Origin of the sequence: Antarctobacter sediminis (genome assembly GCF_019218285.1) — a bacterium.
In the GTDB taxonomy this organism is placed as follows: Bacteria; Pseudomonadota; Alphaproteobacteria; order Rhodobacterales; family Rhodobacteraceae; genus Antarctobacter; species Antarctobacter sediminis.
The window spans coordinates 65,191-82,692 of record NZ_JAHUZG010000001.1 but is presented as its reverse complement, the minus strand read 5'-3'; the positions used below and the strand labels follow the sequence as shown (position 1 = coordinate 82,692).

Genomic DNA, 17,502 nt, shown 5'->3' with positions numbered 1-17,502 from the left:
TCCATGAATGCCGCGCCCCCGGTTGACGACATGCGTCACGCCCCTACCCGAATAGAAAAGGCCAAACCGCTGCAACGGATCACCGGCACCGTGGTGCACGGGCTGAAAAACGGGCGCAAGTTCGGCTTTCCAACCGCGAACCTCGTGCTCCCCTCGGAGGCGGGTCTGGCGCATGGCATCTACGTTGCCCGGGTCGCCGTTCTGGAAGGGCCGGACATGGGTCTTTATGACGGCTGCGCTTCGATTGGCACACGCCCGACCATCGGGAGTTTTGCCGCGAATTTCGAGGTTCATCTTCTGGACTTCACAGGCGATCTCTACGGTCGCCGGCTCGCGGTCGACCTCGTGAAATTCCTGCGCACAGAGGTCAAATTCCAGAGCATCGACGCCCTGATCCGACAGATCGATGCGGATGTACTAAACGCCCGACGCGTCCTGCGGCGCATATCCGCAAACATAACTGACGCGACCCGCCCCCATCCAACGACACCGCCCCCCGGAACCGGGAAACCTGCACCGACAGGCGGCCCGCACCCCCTTTAGAAACTTGCATGGCCGCAGATCATCGTCCGAATTTACCGGAGCATCCCGGGCTTGGACGCATCCGTCAGATCCGCCGCCCCGAAAGACCCAAGATGGAGATCAAGATGCCCCTTTCCGTGCTGACCGTCCGAGACACGCTCGGCGTTACGTCCAACAAGTTCCTGATCGACGGGCAATGGGTCGATGCCGGTGGCACGCGCAGCCACCAGCACCGCAACCCGGCCACCAACGAGGTGATCGCCGAGATCCCCTTTGCCGAGCCAGACGAAGTCGACCGGGCCATAAAATCCGCACGCCGCGCCTTTGACGAAGGCCCATGGCCCAAGATGAAGGCCGCCGAGCGGACAAAGGTGCTGTTGCGGATCGCCGACCTGTTCGACAAACACGCCGATGAACTGACCCGGCTGCAAACCCTGGACAACGCGATCCCCTACGCGGTCAGCAACCGGGTCGGATTTACCGGCGAACTGGGCGGGCATATCTTCCGCCACCACGCGGGCTGGATCGACAAGATCACCGGCCACAGCTATCCGCAATTTACCGATAACGTTCCGATGCGAATGGTTTCGGTCCGCGAACCTGTCGGGGTGACGGTGGGCATCACGCCATGGAACGCGCCCTTGCTACAATTCCCCGAAAAGGTCGCCCCGGCGCTGGCGGCGGGCTGCACGATCCTCATCAAGTCGTCGGAATTCGCGCCCCACGCTTCGACCCGAATGGCCGAACTGGTGCAAGAGGCCGACCTGCCGCCGGGCGTTTTCCAGTACCTGACCGGCGACGGCGTGACGGGCGACGCCTTGGTGCGGCATCCGGGCGTGGACAAGATCAGCTTTACCGGCTCGCGCGCGGTGGGCGAACACATCCAGTCCGTCGCGGCACAGGGCATCAAACGGGTAACGCTGGAACTGGGCGGCAAAAGCCCGGCGCTGGTCTTTCCTGACGTGCCGGATCTGAAGGCCGCGGCGCATGGTGTCATGGGCATGATGAGCATGTTCCTGTCCGGGCAGGTTTGTTCCACCACCAGCCGCGCCATCGTGCATCGCGACATCTACGAGGAGTTCATTTCCCACGCGCAAGAGCAGGTGCAAACAGTGCGCTTTGGCGATCCTTTCGCGGACACGACCACCTCGGCCCCGATCATCAACCCGCGCCAGCTGGACAAGATTCAGGGGTTCGTCGATCAGGGCAAGACCGAGGGCCGCATGGTTTTTGGCGGCACCCGTCCCGGCGGAGATCTGGAACAGGGCAACTGGTACAACCCGACGCTTTTTGCCGATGTCGGATCGAACGCCACCATCGCGCAGGAAGAAATCTTTGGCCCAGTGCTGACCGTGATCCCATTCGAGACCGAAGAAGAAGCGATCCGCATCGCCAATGACTCGCAATACGGCCTGTCCGCGGGCATCTACACCGGCAGCAATGGCCGGGCATGGCGCGTGGGACAGGGTCTGCGCACAGGGACCGTGGGGGTGAACGGCTACTCCTTCCAGCCCAATTCGCCGTTCGGCGGGTTCAAGGCCTCGGGTCTGGGGCGCGAAGGCGGCTTTACCTCGATCGAGGCCTTTACCGAGCTGAAGACCATGATCTTCAACCTCAACGTCTAAGATCCACGCACGGCGGAAAAGCATGCGGGCGCTTCGGCGCCCGTTTCTTTTGCCGTTCCCTTCAACCGGGCACGAAAAAGCCGCCGGGCGGATGTACCCGGCGGCTTTCGCTTGGATCTCGGGGCGCTGTATCTCAGCCCGTCAACTCTTTGCCGAACAAGGCGCGGGCGATCACAAGGCGCTGGATCTCGTTCGTGCCCTCGTAGATCTCGGCAATCTTGGCATCGCGGTACATGGTCTCGACCAGATTGTGATGATCGTCATGCGACAGGCTGCGCATGAAACCATAGCCACCCATCGCCTGAATGGCATCGCGCGCCATGTCGACCGCCAGTTCGGTGGCATAGTATTTCGCCATGGCGGCTTCGGGTTCCGGGAACTCGGTGCCCTGATCCATGCGCAGCGCCGCCTTGAGGTACAGGCTGCGCGCGTTTTCCAGCGCGGTGGCGCGCTCGGCCATCTTGAACTGCCAATGCTGGTTGGCCCCCACCGGCTTGCCAAAGGCCTGCCGGGTCTTGAGATGCTGCATCGCCTCGTCGAAACAGGCCTGCGCCATGCCCGCGCCGGTCGCGGCAATGCCAATCCGGCCATAGGTCAAGGTTTGCAGCGCGATGCGCAGCCCCTCGCCCGGCTCCCCGATGCGGCGGGCTTCCGGCACCTCTACTTTGTCCAGGTAGATGTCGCCGGTCAACTGGCCGCGATTGCCCAGTTTTCGATCCGGCGCCCCGACCCGGACGCCCGGCGATTTCAGGTCGATCAACAGCTCGACCATGCCCTCGTCACTGTTGCACAGCATGGTGACGAAATCCGCCACCGGCGCATTGGTGATCCAGCGCTTGTGCCCGGTGACGACATAACCTGCACCCTTGCGCATTGCGGTGGTTTGCATCGCGCGCCGCGAGAGATCGGTACTCGCCTCGGGTTCTGTGGTGGCAAAAGCGCCGATCTTGGTGCCTTGGGTCACCGGCAGCAGAAATTCCTCGCGCAATTCGGGCGAGGCGCGTTCCATCGTGCGCCCGGCGAGGATGCAATGCACGTCATAGACTGCGGCAACAGAGTTGGAGACATATGCCAGTTCTTCAATTGCCGTCGCCGTGGCGGCCACAGGATGGGACAGGCCGCGGCCACCATTCTGTGCCGAAAAGGGGATCCGGAACAGCCCGGCCTCTCCCATCGCGTCAAAGACATCGCGGGGAAAACTCTCGACCGACTCGTCGGTCTCACCGATGGCGCGGGCGCGCGGGCGCAGCACGCGCTCGGCGAAATCGCGAACCTCGGCACGGATGGCCACCACTTCGGGCGGCGAAAGCATGTCGTGATACATCGTGTCCGCCATGCGGGGAACGGGGCTCTGTGTCATGTCTTTCATCGCCCTGCCCTCACAGCCGCTCAATGGCGAGCGCGATACCCTGCCCGCCGCCGATGCACATGGTAATCAGGCCATGGCGGCCCCCGGTGCGTTCCAGTTCGGCAAGGCATTTCAGGGTGATGATCGCCCCCGTCGCGCCAATCGGATGACCAAGGGCAATTGCGCCGCCATTGGGATTCACCCGCGCCGGATCAAATCCCAACGCCCTTGAGACCGCACAGGCCTGCGCGGCAAAGGCCTCGTTCGATTCCACCACGTCGAAATCCGCGACCGTCAGGCCGGTCTTTTGCATCAAGGTCTGAACGGCCGGGATCGGGCCGATGCCCATGACTTCGGGGCGCACGCCCGCGTGGGCATAGCCGACGATCCGTGCGCGCGGCGTCAATCCCGCCGCCTGCGCCGCCTCGGCCCGCGCCAGAACCAGCGCCGCCGCGCCATCGTTGATGCCGCTGGCGTTTCCCGCCGTCACCGTCCCGTCCTTGCGAAAGACCGGTCGCAGCTTGGCCAGCCCTTCGGCGGTCGCATCGGCCTTGATGTGTTCATCGCGCGAAACCTCGACCTCGCCCTTGCGGGTCTTCAGCGTCAGCGTCGCAATCTGTTCGTCGAAATGCCCGGCGGCCACGGCTGCCGCGGCGCGGCGCTGGCTTTCCAAGGCAAAGGAATCCTGTTCCTCGCGGGTGATGCCATTCTCGGCGGCCACGTTTTCAGCCGTGACGCCCATGTGACCGGTGCCAAAGGGATCGGTCAATGCGCCCACCATCATGTCGACAGCCTGCGTATCACCCATCTTCTGGCCCCAACGCGCAGATTGCAGCGCGTGCGGTCCGCGCGACATGACCTCGGCGCCACCGGCCACGGCGAAATCTGCATCGCCCAGCATCAGATGCTGCGCCGCTGAAACGATGGCCTGCGCACCGGACCCGCAAAGCCGGTTGACCGTCAGCGCGGGCACGCTGTCCGGCAGGCCCGCCTCGACGACGGCAACTCGGGCCAGATACATGTCTTTCGGTTCGGTATTGATCACATGGCCCATGACAACATGGCCCACCTGCGCCGGGTCCAGCCCCGCACGCGCCAAGGCCGCGCGCACGACATGCGCCCCCAGCCGTGTTGGCGTTTCACTGGCGAGCGCGCCGCCAAAGGTTCCGATCGGGGTCCGGGCACCGGACAGGATCACCACGTCAGTCATGGTTATAAGGTCTCCGTCATGGGTCGCAGGCGCGACAAGGCACAGCCCGGCCGCTCGGTCCGGCCGGGGCGTTTTAGCGAAAAGGGACGTCGGGTCAGATCTCAGGCAAAGGCCTGAAGACCGGTGATTGCACGGCCAAGGATCAGCGCATGCACGTCATGCGTTCCCTCGTAGGTGTTCACCGTTTCAAGGTTCGCGGCATGGCGGATCACGTGGAATTCCTCGGAGATGCCATTGCCGCCATGCATGTCGCGGGCCATGCGCGCGATCTCCAGCGCCTTGCCGCAATTGTTGCGCTTGATCAGGCTGATGGCCTCGGGGCCAAGCCGCCCTTCTTCCAGCAACCGCCCGGCCCGCAGCGAGGCGTTCAGGCCAAGCGCAATCTCGGTTTCCATATCCGCCAGTTTTTTCTGGAACAACTGCATCTGGGCAAGAGGCTTGCCGAATTGCTTGCGGTCCAGCCCATACTGCCGGGCGCGGTGCATACAATCCTCTGCCGCGCCCATCGCCCCCCATGAGATGCCATAGCGCGCGCGGTTCAGACAGCCGAACGGACCTTTCAGACCTTCGACATGCGGCATCAGGTTTTCTTCGGGGACAAAGACCTTGTCCATGACGATTTCGCCGGTGACAGAGGCGCGCAGGCTTTGCTTGCCGCCGATCTTGGGCGCGCTGAGGCCCGCCATCCCCTTGTCGAGGATAAAACCCCGGATGCGGTTGTCATGCGCCCGCGATCTGGCCCAGACCACAAAAACATCCGCGAAGGGCGAGTTCGAAATCCACATCTTGGATCCGGTCAGCTCATAGCCGCCATCGACCGGTTCGGCCCGGGTTTTCATACCGCCCGGATCAGAGCCGGCATCGGGTTCGGTCAGTCCGAAACAGCCGACATATTCGCCGCTGGCCAGTTTCGGCAGGTATTTCTGCCGCTGCTCCTCGGAACCGTAGGCATAGATCGGGTACATCACCAGCGAGCTTTGCACCGACATCATGGAACGATACCCGCTGTCGACCCGCTCGACCTCGCGGGCGACAAGGCCATAGGCGACGTAAGAGGCCTCTACCCCGCCATAGGCTTCGGGTGTGGTGCAGCCCAGAAGGCCCAGTTCGCCCATCTCGGAAAAGATTTCCCGGTCGGTGCGTTCCTCGGCATAGGCGCTCATGACGCGCGGCAGCAGCTTGTCCTGCGCATAGGCGCGCGCGGTGTCACGCACCATGCGCTCTTCGTCGGTCAGGTCCGCCTCCAGCAGCAGCGGGTCCTGCCAGTCGAAATGGCCAAGCTCGGGGCGGGATTTGGGCGCGAGATCGCGCGTCACGGATTGTCCGTCCATCGGAATGTCTCCAGCGGGTCAGGTTGAGGGAAAGGTGCCGGCATGGGCCGACAAAAAGGCCGAGGCCCGTGCCAGCGCCCGCGCCGCCTCGGGCGCGTCGGGGGCGTAGCGCTGCCAGACATGCGGCATGTGCGGCCAGTGTTCGGCAACAACCGGTGCGCCGGCCTGCATGGCCCGGCTGGCAAAGGCGATGCCGTCCGCCTTGACGTAATCGGCGCCGCCGCTTTGCACCAAGGTAGGTGGCAGGTGCGACAGGTCTTGCGCCAGCGGACAAAGGCGGGGATCGGTCCGGTCCCCTTCGCGGATCGCGTTTGCGATCATGGCGCGGGCGCGCCCGTGCGTGCGCATGTATTCCGAGGTGCCGGTATCAAATGCCAGCATCGGGGCCAGCAGCGCCAGCGCGCGGATGCGGGCGCGGTCCCGATGATGCAGCGCCAGAAACAGCGCCAGCGCCCCCCCAACCGAGTCGCCAGCCAAAAGCACCGGCCCCCGCGTGGCGGACAAAGCGGCGTCCACATCGTCAAATGCGGCTGGAAACGGATGTTCCGGCGCAAGCCGGTAATCGACGAAACACACCGGCAGGCCAAGCGGCGCGGCCAGTTGCAGGGCGATATGTCCGTGGCTGTCCACCGATCCGCCGACAAACCCGCCGCCGTGCAGGTAAAGCAGCACCGGCCCCTGCCCCGGACGTTCGCAGACGGCGGCCTCACCCAGCCTGCGCCGCATGAAAGCCTCCGCCGTGGCCCGCCCTTCCGAGCTTTTGGCCAGCGCGGCCCGCGCGCCGTCAACGTCAAAACTGTCGTCATCCACACCCCGCGCCGCTCGCGCCTTGGCGTAGGTTTCAGCCTGTGCGCGCAGGCTGGGCGACAGGCGGCCCATGTCGCTGGCGCTGAGGGACTGGTCAGCAGACACGTTCGACCCCTTCGGGCACGTCATTGCGCAGCCGCCAGGCCACCAGATCGGCAATCGAGATGACGACCAACCCGTGCCGCCGCGCAAAGAACACCAGTTCCGGCAGGCGCATCATCTCGCCATCGTCGCGCATGACCTCGGACAGCAGGCCAACGGGCTGACACCCGGCCAGACGGCAGAGATCGACGGTCGCCTCGGTGTGGCCGGTGCGGGTCAGCACGCCGCCTTCGCGGGCTCGCAGAGGCAGGATGTGCCCCGGACGGCTGAGCGCGTCGGGTTGGGTTGCCGGATCGGCCAAAAGCCGGATGGTGTGCGCCCGGTCAGCGCCCGAAACCCCCGTCGTCACCCCATGCGCCGCATCCACCGTCACCGTATAGGCCGTCTGACGCGGATCGGTGTTGGTATCGACCATGGGCGGCAGTTCTAGAGCGTCAGCCCGGTCCGCGCCCATCGCTGCGCAGACGATGCCGCTGGAATAACGAATGACGAACCCCAGCCAGTCTGCACCGGCATGTTCCGCCGCCATGATGAAATCGCCTTCGTTTTCGCGATCCGCATCATCGACCACGATGACCGGACGCCCTGCGCGGATCTCGTCCAGCGCCTCTTCGATCGGTGACAGACCCGGCTGGGACATCTCTTTCTCCTCCAATTCACAACTGTTCTAAAAAACAGGACTTGTTTAACATTGCAGACATGTATTAGCTTGTCAACAAGCCGCGATCCGGGGATCGCTGCCACATGATCCGGGAGGCAAGACGCCATGGCGACGATGCGCGCTGTATCAATCATCGAAGGACAGGACGGACCGACACTGGAAGTGATCTCGGCCCCGCGCCCCGAACCGGGAGAGGGCCAGATCCTGATCCAGGTGGTCGCAGCCGGGCTTAACCGTGCCGACCTGCGCCGCACACAGGCGCATTTCGCGGTCGATGGCCCGGTGATCGCCGGGCTGGAGGTGTCGGGCCGCGTCGCGGCACTGGGTCCCGGCGTCACCGGCTATGCCATTGGCGAACGGGTGGCTGCCATGGCGCCGGGGGGATACGCGGATTTCGCCATTGCCGACGAAGCCGCGACGCTGAAGGTGCCGCAAGGCGTCTCTTTCGACGCTGCGGCGGCTTTGGCGGTCTGGTATCAGACCGCGCATGACGCGCTGGTCAGTGCCGGAGGTTTCACACCGGGCGACACCGTGCTGATCACCGCCGCCAAATCAGGCGTCGGCCTTGCCACCGCCCAATGCGCCAAGGCGCTTGGCGCGGGTCGGGTCATCGGAACGGTGCGCAGCGAAGATCCCAGGCTGGCCGATGCGGGATTTGATGCGGTGCTGTCCGGCGAACCGGGCACTCTGGCCGATCAGGTCATGGCGCAGACCGAGGGCCACGGCGCAGATGTCACAATCGACATGGTTGGCGCGGGCCTTGTCCCGGCCCTGATGGATGCCGCGGCGCTTGGCGGGCGCATCGTTTCTGTCGGGCGCATGGGCGGGTTCAACGACACGGTGGATTTCGACAAGCTGGCGCTGCGCCGTCTTTCGCTGATCGGGGTCACCTTTCGCACCCGGACACGCGACCAGAAACGGGCGGTGCGAGACGCCATGCTGCGGGATCTGTCGCCGCATCTCAGCTCGGGCCGCATCGCGCCGGTCATCGACCGCGCCTTTCCCCTGCACAAAGCGCTCGCCGCGCAAGATTACATGCGTGCCAACCAGCATTTCGGAAAGGTCATCCTGACCACGGGTTCCGAGGAGTAACCGATGTTTCCCATAGATTTCGTGCGCCGCACCGCGCGCTACACGCCCGACGCCCCCGCCGCCAGCGACGGGCAGACCACGTGGACCTACCGCCAGATGCTGGCCGAAGTCGATGCCATGGCCGCCGCGCTGCAAACACTGGCCGGGACCAAGCGCCCCAAGGTCGCCGTCTGCGGCAACAACACGCTGGGCCATTTCGCAACCGTGCTGGCCGTTCACGCGGCAGGCGGCATCCTTGTGCCGATCAATGCCCGCAATTCGGCATCCGACGCGCAGGCCCAGATCGCGCGGGCGGAACCGGACATGATCTATACCGAACCCAAGACCGCCGGCCTGTTCGCCGGGGCCGATGTGCCAGTCATCGGCGGCGCGCCCGGTGTCGGAGATTATGATGCCTCGGAGCTGCGCCAGAGCTTTGCCGGGCAGACACCCCACTGGCCCGATGTGACGCTGGACGACACCAACGGGCTGAAATTCACCGGCGGCACTTCGGGTGTGCCCAAGGCGGTGGAACAGAGCTTTCGTTGTGTCAGCACTCTTGTCACCACGATGATGATGGAATTTGGCTTCGACGCCGGGGACCGGCATCTTTGCGTGGCACCGATCAGCCATGGCGCGGGCACCTTCATGATACCGATCCTCGCCACCGGCGGTGTCAACCGGCTGGTGCCGAACCCGGCCCCCGAGATCGTGCTGGACTTGCTGGAAACCGGCGAAGGCACCACCACCTTCATTCCGCCGACGCTGGTCTATGCCATCATGGATTCTGCGGGCGACCGCCGCCCCGCCTTCGCCGACCTGCGCCACCTGATTTACGGCGCGGCGGGAATGCCGCCGGAAAAGGTCCGCGAGGCGCGCGCGTTCTTCCGGGACAAGCTGGAGGTCGTCTATGGCCAGACCGAGATGCCAGTGGTCATGTCGATCATGACGGCGCGGGACCTCGCCGATGATCGCCGGTTGGCATCATCGGGCCGGATCACCCCCGGCATTCAGGTCGAGGTCATGGACCCACAGGGCCGAATCCTGCCGCCCGGCGAAACCGGCGAGATCGTCGGGCGCGGCCCGCTGATGATGAAAGGGTATTACGGCATGCCCGAGGAAACCGCCCGCACGGTGGTCGATGGCTGGCTGCATACGGGCGACGTGGGCTACCTCGACGATCAGGGGTTTCTCTATATCAAGGACCGCCTGCGCGACGTCATCATCACCGGCGGTTTTAACGTCTACCCGATCGAGGTCGAAGACGTGCTGTTTCAGCATCCCGCAATCCGCGAGGCGGTGGTCTTTGGCATCGACGACGAAAAATGGGGCGAACGGGTCGAGGCGGCGGTGGAACTGCATCCGGGGATGACCACGGATGAAAACGCCGTGATCGCCTACGTCAAAGAGCGGATCGGATCGGTCAAAGCCCCAAAGCGTGTGCACATCTCGGACGATCTGCCCCGCTCGCCCATCGGCAAGGTGCTGCGCAAGGACGCAAAGGCCTGGGCCATCGCGCTGGGAGAATTGGCATGACCGGTACATCTATCATCGGGATCCACATGCTGCGCACCGGCAAGCTGCTGGACCGGTCCGTCAAGGACATGGCCGAAGAGGCCGTTCGCGGCGCCCTGAAAGATGCCGGGATCGAGCCCCCCGAGGTGCAGGCGATCTGGTTCTCCAATACGCGACAGGCATTGATGGAAGGGCAAAACTCGATCCGTGGACAGGCGGCGCTGCGCGATCTCGGCTTTCACGGGGCCGGCATCAACAATGTCGAAAACGCCTGCGCCTCGTCTTCGACCGGGCTTTGGAACGCGGTCAACGCGATCCGCTCGGGCACCTGCGAGGTCGCGCTGGTCGTCGGATCGGAAAAGATGATCTATCCCGACGTGGACAAGGAAACGGTGTTCAAGACCTTCATGGGCGGCACCGACATCCACCGCATGGACGAGGCCCGCGCCTTTTTCCGCCAGTTGGCCGGCGAACTGGGCGACGGGGCAACCGCCGAGGGCGGCACGCATACCTTCTTTATGGATATGTACGCCGCGCTGGCCAAACACCACATGCGGACATTCGGCACGACGCAGGAACAGATCGGCGCGGCGGCGGCCAAGAACCACGCTCATTCCGTGATGAACCCGCTGGCGCAATATCAGCATGCGATGACGCTGGACGAGGTGCTGGCCGACCGGGCGATCACCTTTCCGCTGACCCGCGCCATGTGCGCGCCGATCAGCGACGGGGCCGCCGCGCTGGTCGTCGCCTCGGACGACTGGGTGCGCCGCCATGGCCGTGGCCGCGCCGTTGGGCTGCGGGGCATTGCCTTGCGCTCGGGACAGGCGCGCGACGTGGAAGACTATGACGGCCACATCGGCCGCCTGACCGCGCTGGACGCCTATGACGCCGCCGGGATCTCGGCCAGTGAGGTGAACGTGGTCGAATTGCATGACGCAACCTCTTTTGGCGAGATCATGCAGATCGAGAACCTTGGCATCGTGCCGCGCGGCCAAGGTGGCCCGGCAACGCTGGCCGGGGACACGGCGTTGGGCGGACGGGTGCCGGTGAACCCCTCGGGGGGGCTGGTGTCCAAAGGGCATCCGATTGCGGCGACGGGCATCATCCAGTTGCACGAACTGGTGACGCAGTTGCGTGGCGAGGCGGGGCCACGACAGATCGACGGTGCGCGGATTGCTGTGGCCGAGAACGGTGGCGGTTTCGTGGGCGTCGAGGATGCCGCCTGCGTGGTGACGGTGCTGGAAGCACCGCAAAAGGGTTAAGCCAGATGGACCGACTGAAGGGTATTCCCCCGAATATGGACGCGCGCCAGCAGGCGCTGCATGACACAATCGCCAGCGGCCCGCGCGGCCGCGTGGCCGGACCGTTGGCGCTGTGGTTGAACAGCCCCGATCTGGCCGAACGCGCACAGGCATTGGGTGAGCATCTGCGCTTCAACAACGTGTTTCCAAAGCACCTGAGCGAAATGGTGATCCTGATGGTCGCCGCCCATCATCGCTGCGAGTTCGAATGGTTCGTTCACGCCCCCATCGCCGCGCGCGAGGGGTTGGCACCGCAAATTATTGACGCCCTGCGCCAAGGCCGACCGCCCGAGGATCTGCAAGGCCCGGCGGCCATCCTGCACGACACGGTGCGCGGCCTGCTCGACAAGAACCGGCTAAGCGACGCGCAATACACTGACTTCATGTCAGAATTTGGCGCAAAGGCCCTTGTCGAGCTGACCGCCCTGATCGGCTATTACCAGATCGGCGCGCATCTTCTGAACGCGGTTGAACATGAAACGACCGATGGAAGCACGGTCTTTGACAGAAACGCGTTGACATAAATCGAATCGTCTAAATAATAGAAGTCATCCCACATAACAGCAGGATGGAGGAGATCATGCTGACCAAGTTTCTCACCGCGGGCGCCTTTGCCTTGATGATGACATCCACGGCCTCCGCAGAAACCACCCTGCGCTTTGGCACATGGGTGCCCGAAACCACCCACCCCACGCCGGGGTTCAAGGCCTGGATGGAGTCGCTACAAGATGCCTCGGGCGGCGAAATCAAGGTGGATCTCTATCCCTCGGGCCAGCTGGGCAACCCGCGCGACCATTACAACATGGCGCGCGACGGCATCGCCGACCTGACATGGGCAGTGCCCGCCTTCGAACCCGGTCGTTTTCCGATCTTCGCGGCGATGGAAATGCCCTTCATGACCACCGATGCCGCCAAGGCTTCGGGCGTATTCCACGAATGGTATGCGCAATATGCCGACGAAGAGATGTCAGAGACCAAGTTCTGCTTTGTCACAATGGCACCGAACGGCAAACTGTCTTTCAAAGACCGCGAAGTGGTGCACTACGCCGAGATCGCCGGCTTGCGAATGCGTCCGGCGGGCACGCTGGTCACCAAGTATTTCACCGATGCTGGTGCTGTACCCGTGGCCATCCCGGCCCCGGAGGCGCAACAGGCCTTTGACCGGGGTATGCTGGACGGTATCGCCTTTCCTACCCGTACCCTGATCCCCTTTGGCATGGATCGCTCGGTCTTTTACCATCAGCAGATGATCTTTTACGCGGTGCCCGCCGCCGTGGTGTTCAACAAGCGCAGCTATGACCGGCTGTCCGAACAGGGCCGCGCCGCCGTTGATGCCCATTGCACCCCGGAATGGTCCGAGCGGATCAACGGCATGTGGTCGGACTGGGAGGCAGAGGCCAACCAGATCCTCGCCGAGAGCGATGACCGCCACGTCTTTTTCGACATACCCGCCGAGGCGCAGGCCGAATGGATCGCCGCCAGCCTGCCGATCCGCGACGCTTGGATGGCCGACGTGGCCGATGATCTGGACGACCCGCAGGCCGCGCTGGACCAGTTGCTGGATGCGCTGGCACAGGCCGGTGTGGCTTACTGATCCAGACAGGGAAACCGGCGGGCGGCTTTCATGACCGCCCGCCGAACAACAAAGGAGGCCCCCGTGCAGCGCTTGCAGGACATCTCGGAAACCATTGGCGCCGTCGCGCTGTTCATCGTGATGGCGGTCATCTTCTGCTCCGTCATCGCGCGGCAAGTTTTCGGCTTTATCATTCCTGACGCTTTCGACCTGTCGCGAATGTTCCTTGGCGTTCTGGTCACATGGGGCATTGCGGGCGCGGTGGCGTGGCGGTCGTTGATCACGGCGGATTTCCTGTATCAGGCGCTGGGCCAGACCGGGCGCCGCATTCTGGACCTTGCCGGATCGGCCTGCACGCTGGTGATCCTTGCCTTGCTAAGCTGGCGGATGGTCCTGACCGTGATCGACGCGCAGGGCAATGGCATCCGCACGCAGGACACCGGCATCCCGCTTTGGTATTTCTACGCCGCCTGCGCGCTGGCGCTGTTGGTCGCGGCGGGCTTTGCCCTGCGCAACACATGGCTGGCGCTGGTCGGGGAGCCCAAGGCATGAGCGGCGAACTCATTGCCCTGCTGGCCTTTGGCGCGCTCTTTGGCCTGATGATCCTGCGGGTGCCGATCGGCATCGCGATGATCATGGTGGGTTTTGGCGGCTTCGGCACGATGATCGCCTTTGACCCGGCGCTGAACATCCTTGGTCAAGCGCCGATCCGCACCGCGACGGACGAGGTGTTTGGCGTTATCCCCCTGTTTATCCTGATGGGCACCTTTGCCACCAATTCCGGCCTCAGCCAGGAATTGTACAAGGCCTCGCACGCCTGGGTCGGGCATCGGCGCGGCGGTCTGGCCCTTGCCACGATCTTTGCCTCCGGCGGTTTCGCGGCGATCTGCGGGTCTTCGGTGGCCTCTGCCGCAACGCTGGGCAAGGTCGCCCTGCCCGAGATGCTGCGTTATGGCTATCGGCCTTCTTTCGCCTCGGGCACGATCGCCTCGGGCGGGACGCTGGGCATCCTGATCCCGCCGTCCATCGTGCTTGCGGTCTATGGCATCCTGACCGAACAGGACATTGCCCGGCTGTTCATCGCCGGCCTGGTGCCGGGCCTGCTGGCCATTGCGCTATATGCCGGGGTGATCGCCGTCCTGACCCGACTGAAACCCGAAGTAGCCCCGGCCTCTGGCCAGTTCGACCTGCGTGAGGCGATCCGGTCTCTGGCCGGGATCTGGGCGGTGGTTCTGCTGTTCGTCTTTGTGATCGGCGGCATCTATGTCGGGTTCTTCACCCCGACCGAGGCCGCGGCCATGGGCGCGGGCGGCACGCTGATCATCGGCATCCTGCGCGGTCGGCTGACGCTCTCCAGCACGCTCGCCTCGCTGAAGGAAGCGACCCGCCTGACCGGCGCGATTTTTATCATTGCCATCGGCGCGGTGATTTTCGGCTATTTCCTGACCGTGACCCGCGCGCCGCAGAATTTTGCCAACTATGTCGGAGACCTGCCGTGGAGTCCGGGCACCGTGCTGCTCATCATCATCCTCGGCTATGTCGTCCTTGGCATGTTCCTCGACAGCCTTGCCATCATCCTGCTGACCGTGCCGATCATGCTGCCGGTGATCCGTGAACTGGGATACGACCCGATCTGGTTCGGCATCCTGCTGGTCATGGTGGTCGAGATCGGCCTGATCTCTCCGCCCTACGGCATGAACGTCTTTGTGCTGAAAAGCGTCGCCCCCGACCTGCGGCTGGGCGAGATCTATGCCGGCGTGACCCCCTTCATCGCGGTCGACATGATCCGCGTCATCCTGATCGTGCTGTTCCCGATCATTGTCCTGTATCTTCCCAATTCGATGTAACGGAGCCCGCCCGTGACCGACACTTCCCCTTCCCCGCGCCTCACCCTGCCCGGTCTTGGCCTTGGCTGCATGGCCCTGACGGAATTTTATGGCAAGGACAGCGCCCATGCCGACCCGGACGCGGTGATCGGCCGCGCGCTGGATCTGGGTATCACGCTGATTGATACCGCCGATGCCTATGGCCCGTTCCGCAACGAGGAGGCTGTGGGCCGGGCGTTGAAAGGCAAGCGTGACAAGGCCATTCTTGCCACCAAGTTCGGCGTCGACCGCGAAGCAGGCAATGCAGCTGGTCTGACGGGCGGATTGAACGGCCGGCCCGAGTTCGTCAAGCGCGCTTGCGAGGCCTCGTTGAAACGGTTGCAGACGGATGTGATCGATCTCTACTTCATGCACCGGCTGGACCCGACCACACCGATCGAGGAAACCACCGGCGCGCTGGCCGAACTGGTGCAAGAAGGCAAGGTCCGCCACATCGGCTTTTGCGAGATCAGCGCCGCCACCCTGCGCCGCGCCCACGCGGTGCACCCGGTCTCGGCCCTGCAATCGGAATATTCGCTCTGGCACCGCGATCCGGAAATGCATTTCGAGGCGCTGAACGAACTGGGCGTTTCCTTCGTCAACTACAGCCCGCTGGGGCGTGGTTTCCTGTCGGGGCAGATCCGATCCATCGACGATCTTGCCGAAGATGACTGGCGACGGCATTCCCCACGTTTCCAAGGCGAGAATTTTGCCCGCAACCTTGCCATCGTGGACGCGGTGCAAAAGGTGGCGCAGGCCAAGGGATGCACCTTGGCGCAGCTGGCGCTGGCATGGTGCCGCGCCGCCCCCGCATCCGTCACACCGCTGAACGGGGCCACCACCATTGCACAACTCGAAGAAAATGCCGCCGTGCTGGACCTTCACCTGACGGCGCAGGACCTTGCCGCCATCGAACGCGCCGCCCCCGCCGAGGCCTTTGGCGGGCAAAGCTGGCCCGAGGGCAGCGTCGGCGCGCGGGTCGATGCCTGACACGCCGGGCGCTGTCTGGCATCCGCTGCGCGGCGCGGGCTTTGCGCGGCTCTATATCGTTTATGTCCTGTGCTTTCTGGGCTCGGCCATTTTCGAGGCCAGCGCCGCATGGACTCTGGCCGCAAATGGCGCGCCCGAAGCGCTGGTGGCGCTGACCTCCACCGCCGCGACCCTGCCCGTGGTCCTGATGATCCTGCCCTTTGGCGCGCTGGCCGATACCGGCGGACGCCTTGGCCAGTTGCGCGTGGCGCAGATGCTGAGCGTTCTGGTCGCCTGTGCGGTTGTAGTCATGGTCTGGCTGGGGGCCACGACACCGGTCTGGCTGCTGGGCGCGGTGGCGCTGGGGGGACTGTCGGTGGCGATGCGGCTGCCGGCGCTGACCTCGCTGGTTCCCGAAACGCTGGACCCCGCGCATCTGCCCGACGGAATGACCTTGCTGGGCATCGCCACTTCGGTCAGCCGCTTTCTGGGGCCCGCTCTGGCAACCGTGGCGATCTGGGCGTTGGGGACACCCGGCCCCTACCTTTTGACAGCCCTGTTCAGCCTTGGGGCGCTGATCCTGCTGCGCGACCTGCCGCAAGGCCGTCCGGACACCGTCCTGCCCGCCGAGCGGATGCTGGGTGCGATCCGCGTCTCTGTCCAGTTTGCCACCCAAAGCCCCGAGCTGCGCCGGGTGCTGATCCGGGGCGGTTTTTTCTTTTTCTTCGGCGCGGCGGCGCAGGCCTTGGCCCCTTTGGCGGCGACGCGTTCTTTGGGTGGCGGGGCCAACAGCTTTATGGCGATGATCGGCGCGGCGGGCGTTGGCGCAATTCTCGCCGGGGCGTCCCTGCCCCGTCTGCGCAGTCGTCTGCGCCGGACGCAGGTGGCGCGGCTTGCGGCGCTGTTCATGGCGACCGGGGCGCTTTGTGTCAGCCTTGCGCCGTCGATTCCATTGGCCCTTGGAGGGGCCATCCTGCACGGGATGGGCTGGCTGGCGGGTCTGGCGACCTTTACCAGCCTCGCCCAGCAATCGCTGCCGGAATGGATTCGCGCGCGTGGCATGGCGCTGGCCCATGCGGCCCTGATCAGCGGTGTGGCCATCGGTGCCGCCGTCTGGGGGCAGATCGCAAGCTTGATCGGGCTGACGCCGACGCTCTGGCTGGCGGCGCTTGGCGGCTTGGCAATGGCGTCGGTGCGCCCATGGCTGACCCTGCTGGCCCCCGCGCAGCCCGAGATCACCCCGAACCGTTATTGGAGCGAACCTGCTCTGGCGATCCCCGTCACCCATGACAGCGGCCCTGCCGTGCTGCTGATCGAATACACGATCCGCGACGGGGCCGAAGCCGCGTTCCTGAACATACTGCGCCAAAGCCGCCGCCTGCGCCTACGGACCGGCGCGTTGTCGTGGTCCTTGTTCCGCGACCTCGAAGACAGTCACCGGTTCACCGAACAGGTCATCTATGAAAGCTGGGGCGACCGACAGCGGCAGGCCCTGCGCACGACCGAAGCCGATGCACTGCTGCGCGAACGAAAGATGGAACTGCTGGTCGAAGGCCACCCGCCGCGCGTGGCGCATTGGGTGGCCGTGCGGCTGTAACC

16 protein-coding genes are annotated in these 17,502 nt (G+C 64.6%); 11 read left to right on the top strand and 5 right to left on the bottom strand.

Annotated features, from left to right (window positions below; genetic code table 11):
• Positions 1-3 precede the first annotated feature (3 nt).
• The gene (locus KJP30_RS00420) at positions 4-543 is read left to right on the top strand and encodes a riboflavin kinase (RefSeq protein WP_218446990.1); all 540 of its coding nucleotides are present in this window, start codon (positions 4-6) and stop codon (positions 541-543) included.
• Positions 544-647: 104 nt separating this feature from the next.
• Complete coding sequence (locus KJP30_RS00415; protein ID WP_218446989.1) at positions 648-2,147, top strand: aldehyde dehydrogenase family protein; 1,500 nt, start codon at positions 648-650, stop codon at positions 2,145-2,147.
• Positions 2,148-2,280: 133 nt separating this feature from the next.
• Here KJP30_RS00415 and KJP30_RS00410 read toward each other — a convergent pair whose 3' ends face one another.
• The 5 genes from KJP30_RS00410 to ribB all read right to left on the bottom strand — a co-directional run bounded on the left by KJP30_RS00410 (position 2,281) and on the right by ribB (position 7,585).
• Entirely contained in the window at positions 2,281-3,483 is a 1,203-nt protein-coding gene (locus KJP30_RS00410) for an acyl-CoA dehydrogenase family protein (RefSeq protein WP_218446988.1), read from the bottom strand.
• A 43-nt stretch (positions 3,484-3,526) separates the two neighbouring features.
• Positions 3,527-4,705 (bottom strand): acetyl-CoA C-acyltransferase family protein, encoded by a 1,179-nt coding sequence (locus KJP30_RS00405; protein WP_218446987.1) that lies wholly within the window; start codon positions 4,703-4,705, stop codon positions 3,527-3,529.
• 101 nt (positions 4,706-4,806) lie between these two features.
• Positions 4,807-6,036, bottom strand: a complete 1,230-nt coding sequence (locus KJP30_RS00400) for an acyl-CoA dehydrogenase (protein ID WP_218446986.1) — start codon at positions 6,034-6,036, stop codon at positions 4,807-4,809.
• Between the two features lie 18 nt (positions 6,037-6,054).
• On the bottom strand, positions 6,055-6,948 hold the full coding sequence (locus KJP30_RS00395) for an alpha/beta hydrolase (RefSeq protein ID WP_218446985.1): 894 nt from the start codon (positions 6,946-6,948) through the stop codon (positions 6,055-6,057).
• On the bottom strand, positions 6,938-7,585 hold the full coding sequence (gene ribB / locus KJP30_RS00390; protein ID WP_218446984.1) for a 3,4-dihydroxy-2-butanone-4-phosphate synthase: 648 nt from the start codon (positions 7,583-7,585) through the stop codon (positions 6,938-6,940). The genes KJP30_RS00395 and ribB overlap by 11 nt, the downstream gene beginning before the upstream one ends.
• A 126-nt stretch (positions 7,586-7,711) precedes the next feature.
• Between ribB and KJP30_RS00385 the strand changes: the two genes are divergently transcribed.
• The 9 genes from KJP30_RS00385 to KJP30_RS00345 all read left to right on the top strand — a co-directional run bounded on the left by KJP30_RS00385 (position 7,712) and on the right by KJP30_RS00345 (position 17,500).
• Entirely contained in the window at positions 7,712-8,698 is a 987-nt protein-coding gene (locus KJP30_RS00385; RefSeq protein WP_218446983.1) for a zinc-binding dehydrogenase, read from the top strand.
• 3 nt (positions 8,699-8,701) lie between these two features.
• Entirely contained in the window at positions 8,702-10,213 is a 1,512-nt protein-coding gene (locus KJP30_RS00380; protein WP_218446982.1) for a class I adenylate-forming enzyme family protein, read from the top strand.
• Positions 10,210-11,457, top strand: coding sequence for a thiolase family protein (locus KJP30_RS00375; protein ID WP_218446981.1), 1,248 nt, complete (start codon positions 10,210-10,212; stop codon positions 11,455-11,457). Before KJP30_RS00380 ends, KJP30_RS00375 begins: the two co-directional genes overlap by 4 nt.
• A gap of 5 nt (positions 11,458-11,462) precedes the next feature.
• A complete protein-coding gene (locus tag KJP30_RS00370; RefSeq protein WP_218446980.1) occupies positions 11,463-12,020 on the top strand; it encodes a carboxymuconolactone decarboxylase family protein in 558 nt (185 codons plus the stop codon).
• A 56-nt stretch (positions 12,021-12,076) separates the two neighbouring features.
• A complete protein-coding gene (locus KJP30_RS00365; protein ID WP_218446979.1) occupies positions 12,077-13,090 on the top strand; it encodes a TRAP transporter substrate-binding protein in 1,014 nt (337 codons plus the stop codon).
• A gap of 63 nt (positions 13,091-13,153) precedes the next feature.
• On the top strand, positions 13,154-13,621 hold the full coding sequence (locus KJP30_RS00360) for a TRAP transporter small permease (RefSeq protein WP_218446978.1): 468 nt from the start codon (positions 13,154-13,156) through the stop codon (positions 13,619-13,621).
• Complete coding sequence (locus tag KJP30_RS00355) at positions 13,618-14,916, top strand: TRAP transporter large permease (protein WP_218446977.1); 1,299 nt, start codon at positions 13,618-13,620, stop codon at positions 14,914-14,916. Before KJP30_RS00360 ends, KJP30_RS00355 begins: the two co-directional genes overlap by 4 nt.
• A gap of 12 nt (positions 14,917-14,928) precedes the next feature.
• On the top strand, positions 14,929-15,924 hold the full coding sequence (locus KJP30_RS00350) for an aldo/keto reductase (protein ID WP_343222724.1): 996 nt from the start codon (positions 14,929-14,931) through the stop codon (positions 15,922-15,924).
• Positions 15,917-17,500 (top strand): MFS transporter, encoded by a 1,584-nt coding sequence (locus KJP30_RS00345; RefSeq protein ID WP_218446976.1) that lies wholly within the window; start codon positions 15,917-15,919, stop codon positions 17,498-17,500. The genes KJP30_RS00350 and KJP30_RS00345 overlap by 8 nt, the downstream gene beginning before the upstream one ends.
• Positions 17,501-17,502 lie beyond the last annotated feature (2 nt).